General features: G+C 62.3%; 7 protein-coding genes. All 7 read right to left on the bottom strand.

The genetic code is table 11. The features are described from left to right. A partial coding sequence (locus tag R6U53_RS15380; protein WP_410323255.1) for an aminotransferase class V-fold PLP-dependent enzyme occupies nt 1–539 on the bottom strand: 539 nt, incomplete at its 3' end. A gap of 379 nt (nt 540–918) precedes the next feature. Next, entirely contained in the window at nt 919–1,209 is a 291-nt protein-coding gene (locus R6U53_RS15375; RefSeq protein ID WP_410323256.1) for a DUF424 domain-containing protein, read from the bottom strand. Between the two features lie 5 nt (nt 1,210–1,214). Further along, the gene (locus R6U53_RS15370; RefSeq protein WP_410323254.1) at nt 1,215–1,958 is read right to left on the bottom strand and encodes a tetratricopeptide repeat protein; all 744 of its coding nucleotides are present in this window, start codon (nt 1,956–1,958) and stop codon (nt 1,215–1,217) included. A gap of 379 nt (nt 1,959–2,337) precedes the next feature. Next, nucleotides 2,338–2,931: a hypothetical protein gene (locus tag R6U53_RS15365; RefSeq protein ID WP_410323253.1), complete on the bottom strand. Its 594-nt coding sequence runs from the start codon at nt 2,929–2,931 to the stop codon at nt 2,338–2,340. 305 nt (nt 2,932–3,236) lie between these two features. Beyond that, nucleotides 3,237–3,836 carry a hypothetical protein gene (locus R6U53_RS15360; RefSeq protein WP_410323252.1) on the bottom strand — a complete coding sequence of 200 codons (600 nt, stop codon included), beginning with the start codon at nt 3,834–3,836 and terminating at the stop codon, nt 3,237–3,239. A gap of 207 nt (nt 3,837–4,043) precedes the next feature. Continuing rightward, complete coding sequence (locus tag R6U53_RS15355) at nt 4,044–5,189, bottom strand: S26 family signal peptidase (protein ID WP_410323251.1); 1,146 nt, start codon at nt 5,187–5,189, stop codon at nt 4,044–4,046. Nucleotides 5,190–5,231: 42 nt separating this feature from the next. Then, entirely contained in the window at nt 5,232–5,870 is a 639-nt protein-coding gene (locus R6U53_RS15350; protein ID WP_410323250.1) for a hypothetical protein, read from the bottom strand. Between the last annotated feature and the right edge of the window lie 441 nt (nt 5,871–6,311).

Below are 6,311 nucleotides of genomic sequence, written 5' to 3'. Positions count from 1 at the left end.
CAACGTCTGGCGCAGTTGCCAAGGCGCTGTGAATAAACTAAGCCGTTTGTACTGATTGTCTGAAAGCAAGCCTGAAAAACAGTTATTTTAACGTGGAGAGCATTGAAGGTCTCTCTACTATATGTGTCCAATGCATTAATTGGTCGCCAGTGGGGTTCCATCTCCGTCAAGACGACTTCGTCGCCGGGGCCGAGTTCGTTGAGCCCCCACGCGTAGGCGACGAGGTTCATCGATTCGGTGGTGTTCTTCGTGAAGACGACCTCCTCGCGGCCGCCCGACGCGCCGATGAACTCCGCGACGCGGTCGTGGGCCTCCTCGTAGGCGATCGAGGCCTCCTGACTCAGTTGATGAATCCCGCGGTGAACGTTGGCGTTGTAGTTGTGGTAGTAATCGACGATCGTCTCGACGACCGGGTCGGGCGTCTGCGTCGTCGCTGCGTTGTCGAGATAGACCAGCTGCGTGCCGTCGAACTCCCGCTGTAGGATGGGAAAATCCCTACGAATCCGCTCGACGTCGAGTGCCTCGGCCTGTGTACTCATTATATAACGTACCATCCCGAGACTGGTTACTCCTTCGGTTGCGGAACGATTGCACACTCGGCGTCGCAACGAGCGATCGAGACCGTTCGATCCTTTGTTTTACCCTACGGCCGTACGTGGGCCAATGGATGTGCTGGACGCGAGACGCTGAGTGCCGAGATGGGTCGTGGCAACCGCGTTGACCGTGCTCTGCGTGACGCTCGCGACCGGCTATTCGTGGTGGGGTACACGGATCACGAGGACGGGGTTCGACCTCTCGATCGTTCGCCGAATCGCCGACGCGCACGGCTGGTCGGTTCGAGCGACCGAAAACGCGTCCGGCGGGGCGGGTGTCGGGGTCCGCTTCGGCCGAACGGCGGCCGAAGACTCACAACGGCCGCTACATCCGGAGATACTGCGCGTGCAGCGTCTCCTCGAACTCGAGGACGTTCGCCTCGTCGACGAAGCCGGCGTCGATCGCCGTCTCGACCGCCTCCGTACCGACGAGGTTCGCGACCGATGCCGCGGCGAGACTCGCCGTCACCTCGTCGGTGGTCGCCTCCTCGCCGTCGTAAAAGTCCGGCTCGACGGTCAACGACAGGTCGCCGGCCTCGAAGGTCTCTCCGAGCACGTCGGCGTCACAGACGGAGACGAGCAGTCCCTCCGGGGTCGACCGCTCGCGGAGCAGCATCGACGTCATTCGTCGTGCGCTTCGACCAGCCGGCTCTCGGCCGCGCCGCGCAGCTCTTCGGCCTCGTCGGCGAGTTCCTCGGCGCGCTCGTCCTCGCCGATTTCCTCGAGGGCCCGCGCTTTCTCCTCGAGCACGTCGGCGTTGCGATAGCCGAGTCGGAGCGCGTTGTCGAAACAGGAGACGGCATCCTCGGCGAGGCCACGTTCGAGCAGGAAGAAGCCGCGGTTGTACCACCCTTGCGGGAAGCGCGGGTCGAGTTCCACTGCTCGTTCTGCGTGTTCGAGCGCCTGTTCGCCCCGGCCGTCGTTCCAGAGCGCGTACGCGAGGTTCGTCTCGGCCGAGGCGGCGTGCTCGGAGTCGCGGTCGATTCTGAGCGCCTCCCGGTAGGCCTCGATGGCCTCCTGAAACTCCTCGAGTTCGGCGTGGGCGGCCCCCTTGTTGACCCACGCCTCCTGTTCGATGCCGTCGTCGCTCGCGAACTGTGCGGCCCGCTGGAGAGCGTCGGTCGCCTGTTCGTGCCGTTCGATGCGCATGTACTCGATGCCGACGTCTAGCAGTTCCTCGGCGTCGACCGCGTCGACCGGGATCTGTCGTCGATCCAGCGTGTCGGCGACGACGCGCGAATCGACCGGGTCGACCATTCCGGGGTCGACGTCGAGTTCCGGCGGATCGAGATCGAATCCCTCGTAGGGATCGCCGAACCCCTGTCCCTCGGAGAACTCGTGTTTGTCTGGCCCTTCGTCACTCATGCCTCCGAATTGTCCACGAATACGCCTAAGGGTTGCGTTCCAGACCGTCCGTGAATGCTCGCGTCGCTTCATTCACGGCTCGGGTGGTTTCGGAGGTGATCAGTCCGCGATCATATCGCGAAACCCTCTCTCACGGTTATATCACGAGAGACGAAAGTGCGATCAGTGCTATCGAATAGAGTATCACGACCAATACGTTCCGTTTTCCCGCGTATGGGTACATACCCGGGACTGATCGGACTACCTGATGACCGATATATTCGAGCGCACCCCACCGAGACGACGGACGCCTCATCGCGTCGACCTCCATACGCGCCCGTCGCTGGCCGGGAGCGACGTCGCAACCTGCGCGTACGTGCCACATGGGCGACCGACGGGGTCAGTTCCAGCTCGGTCCATTCTCCCACCCTCCGGTTAGCTGGGACTGATACAGTTGCGCGATCGAGGCGATACCGAACGCGGCGGCGATACCGATCGCCACCGCGATCCCCGAGAGCGATCCGAACGGCCCGATCCCGACCCAAAAGAGGATCGCGACGGCGGCGCACAGTCCCGCCAAGACCAGGTACAACCGGCTCCAGAAGCGCTCTCGCTCGGGGACGTAGGTCATATACAACAGCACGTCGTCGATGTCTTCGGACAGTTCGACCGAGCCCCGTTGGCTATCGAACTCGACGACGCCCAGTTTATCGAGTTTCGGCAAGTGCGTCTGGCGAAGGGCCGTGTACACGCACTTTCGATCGCTCGAATCCACCAGATCCGGAGCGGTGTCGTTCTCCCACGCCGCGACTTGATCGACGAGCGATCGGAAATCGATCGGCTCGTCTGTCGGGTGTTCGCGGAGGTATCGGAGGACGAGCCGACGGCGCTCGTTGCTCAGTATCTCGAAGATCTGCTCGCGACCTCTCGGCTCGTCAGTCGTGGACTCGAGGAGCGGTGACGAGTCGGGCCGATCCGCACGTCCGGCGTCCACGTCGGACCGTCCGTCACGTAACTCCGCTCTACTCGCCACGGAACCCACCCCGAATCCCAGAGTATGTCATGTGTCGTGTTCCCCCGGGAGGGGGTAGTGAGGAGTATCAGTTAGTTAATCGCGAGCTACATACCATTTTAATTATATTTATATACGGAGATCAGACGTAGCGCGAGCCGGTTATCGAGACGGGGTACGAGAGAAAAAGTCACCGACTGCGGCGCTATATACACCTACTAATCGAAGATAATCATATCTTAAATACTATCTTTCATTAATGAATGTACAGAGAAGTGTAACGATCGTCACCGCGCGTATCCGTGACCGATCGGCGATCGGCTGGTCCGACAAGCGTACGCGAGCGAAGTGGCGAATTGCGTGCCGACGCACGAACCGATGAGCCAAGCGGCGGGGACCCCCGCGAGCGGCGGGACGCCGATCCAGGCGGCGAGAATGATGAGGATCCAGACGACCGACTGGACGAGAAACACCAGACTCCAGACCGTACGGTCGGTTCGCGGCGCGCGTAACTGCGAGCGAAGTCGAAGCCCGCGATCGGTGATCGTGACCCGTCGAGTGTCGGGATCGTACGCTACGACACCGGCATCGACCAGTTTCGGGATGTGCGTCAGATACAACGATGCGTACACCGACACGCGGTGATCGACGTCGGACCGGACGGAAGCGAGTTCCCGTTCGCGGGTGGCGATCCGGTCGACGAGCTCGTTGAACGCAATCGATTCGTCTTCGAGCAGGTATCCGACGATGTCCCGCCGGCGTCGACTGCCCAGAAGGTGACGAACGTCAACGTCATCGTGCGGCTGGACGATCGTTCTCAGTCGGTCAGGCATCATAGATCCGATCATCCGCGTATCCGGCTCGGTGATTCGAACGACGGGCGCCATCGATGTCAGGCCACGTCACGGGGGAAAGCACTTCCTTTGCGGCACGAACGAACTGTGAGGGAGGTCCGTCCGAGGGGGCGTCGCACATCGGTTGCTCACGGATATTTCCCATAGTGAGTTAACTAATCACGAGTTGTATGCGGACAGCGTGGCGTTGCACTGCGGTAGGTGCCGTGGAGCGCCCGAGAGAGGAACGCGGACGGCGGCCTACCACCAACCGGTCGGCGATTCGCGTTTCCGTTCGCGCGTGCGAACCGTACCGAATCCGGTGACGAACAGGACGGGAGCGACGAACAACGCCGAGATCACGCCAGTGACCGCGCCCATCGCGAGCCACGGATGAACCTCGTGTAACGCCAAAATAACGGAGGGCGGCAAGACCATGAAATACCGGTACTCGCGGTACGACCGGATGTAGGAACCCGTCTCCGGCGGTGCTGTAACCGTCACCGTAACGTTGGCCGATTCACCGCGCGGGAGCAGCACGTGATCCGGCGGACCCGTTTCGATCCCGTTGCTGGTGGGCTCGAGCGTGGTGACGACGGGAAAGACGCCGCCGTTGTAGAACGTATCGTTCCACTGTCTTTGCTCGCCGGCCGGGATGACGGTCGGCCGTTCGGAGTCGAAACTCGCACTGACTATGTCGATCCGCTCGGTCCCCGACATGGCACCCATCGTCCCCATCGACACGACCGCCATGAACAGGATCGAGAGGAGGACGATCCGCCGGCCATCGTAGATGTGCGGCCGGGAGCGCGAACGCGACCGATCGTCCCGCGGACGGCCGGAGTGCTCCTCGAACAGCCCGATGGCGTAGACGAGGATACCGAAGCCAAAGAGGAGATACGACAGCCCCTGCGCACCGAGGAACGCGCTCGTGCCGAACGTGGCCGCGAGGCCTCCCTGAATCCGCTCGAGACCGCTCTGTATACCCATCACGGCTGTCCCGAGATGTGGAATGGCGACGACCTCGCCGTCTATCTGGAGCGCCTTCGCTTTGATCTGGCCGTCGGAGACGTGCGGTTCCGTGTCGTCCTGATCGGTCACTGCGTTGGCGTCGCCCTGGGTGACGTACCCCTCGTCGGTCTCGCCGACGACGCGATGAGTCGTGAGGCCGCCGCCGTGGAGATTCCGCGCGTCGAACGTGACGACGTCGCCCTCTTCGACCGGGCCGGCGACCGCCGTCGGGACGGCGACGAATCCGTCGCCGGCTTCGATCGTCGGCGCCATGCTCCCGGTTTCGACGAACGAGAGCAACACCGGCGTCCCGTAAAACTGCCCAACCAAGATCGCGGCGACCGCCAGTAACAGCCCGATTTCGAAGGCGTAGACGGCTACTGATCGCGGATTCATGGATGACGTGAAAGTCCCAACGGCCCGTCCAACCTTTGGTAATCACCGATTACTCGTCGGCGATTCGTCCGACTCCGAGGGACGATACCGGAGTTCAGCCGGCTTTTCGGTCCGCCCGAGCCGCTGTCTGGTCATGTGGGAGTGGTGTGCGACGGCGAAGACGGCCACCGTCACGAACATGAAGATCCCCCACGCGATGTCCGGGAGCGTCGATAGCGGCCACACCCCCATCCAGGCCGCCGTCATGACGGCGAGACCGATGAAAGAGAGACCGAGGTAGTATCCGCTCCACGGGACATCGCGTCCGTCGACGAGATCGACGTAGATGTCCATCGCCTCCATGGCGATCGTCGGTTCGACCACTCCGCTTCGGTCGTCGAACGTGATCACGCCGGCGTCCGCCATCTGCGGGAGGTGGATCTGTTGAAGCGCCGTGTACACGCGCTTTCGTTGCGCACACGAAACGCCGTGGGACTCGATTCCGTTCTCCCACGCCGCGATCTGCTCCGCGAGCGTTCCGATATCGACCGCCCCGCCCTCGCGTTCGATGAGGTGGATCGCGTACCGTCGCCGACGGTTCGAAAGCACGTCGAACAGGTCGTCCTCCGTGAGCTCGGTTGACGGGCGGGTCTCCGACGTGATATCGGCGGACTCGAAGACTATCTCGGCGGCCTCGATCATACGCCGATCCGTCCTCCTCGTGGGCATATTAGTACTGACAGCGTAGGGGAATCGGCGCGAAGTACAATCGATCGTTGTAACCGGGAAACCGCCCGAATTCGCCCTCATTCAAGCGGTTTTCCGGAGGTGAGACACGATCCGCGCAGGGTCATCCATCCACGTTACAACGTGTCCGTACGGGTCGAAGCGCCCGCGACAACGGGCCGTTGTATGTTCGACAAACGTCCGTTGTCGACGCGCAGGGTCTCGGTGTACTCGTTCAGGCGACTCAATACGAGGATGGATACGGCCATAGGGTTGACTGCGGCGTTCCTCTCTTGGCGGCGGTCGCTGGGGGATGGGGACGCACTCAACGGAGAGAACACTAATGCAACGACGCAAATTCGTAATCGGCATGGGGGCGCTCGCATCCGGCGCGGCCGCCTCCGTCGGAACCGGCGC

Source organism: Natronomonas sp., from assembly GCF_046483325.1.
Classification (GTDB): domain Archaea; phylum Halobacteriota; class Halobacteria; order Halobacteriales; family Haloarculaceae; genus Natronomonas.
The sequence above is the reverse complement of the archived record's forward strand: the minus strand, read 5'-3'. Positions and strand labels throughout refer to the sequence as shown.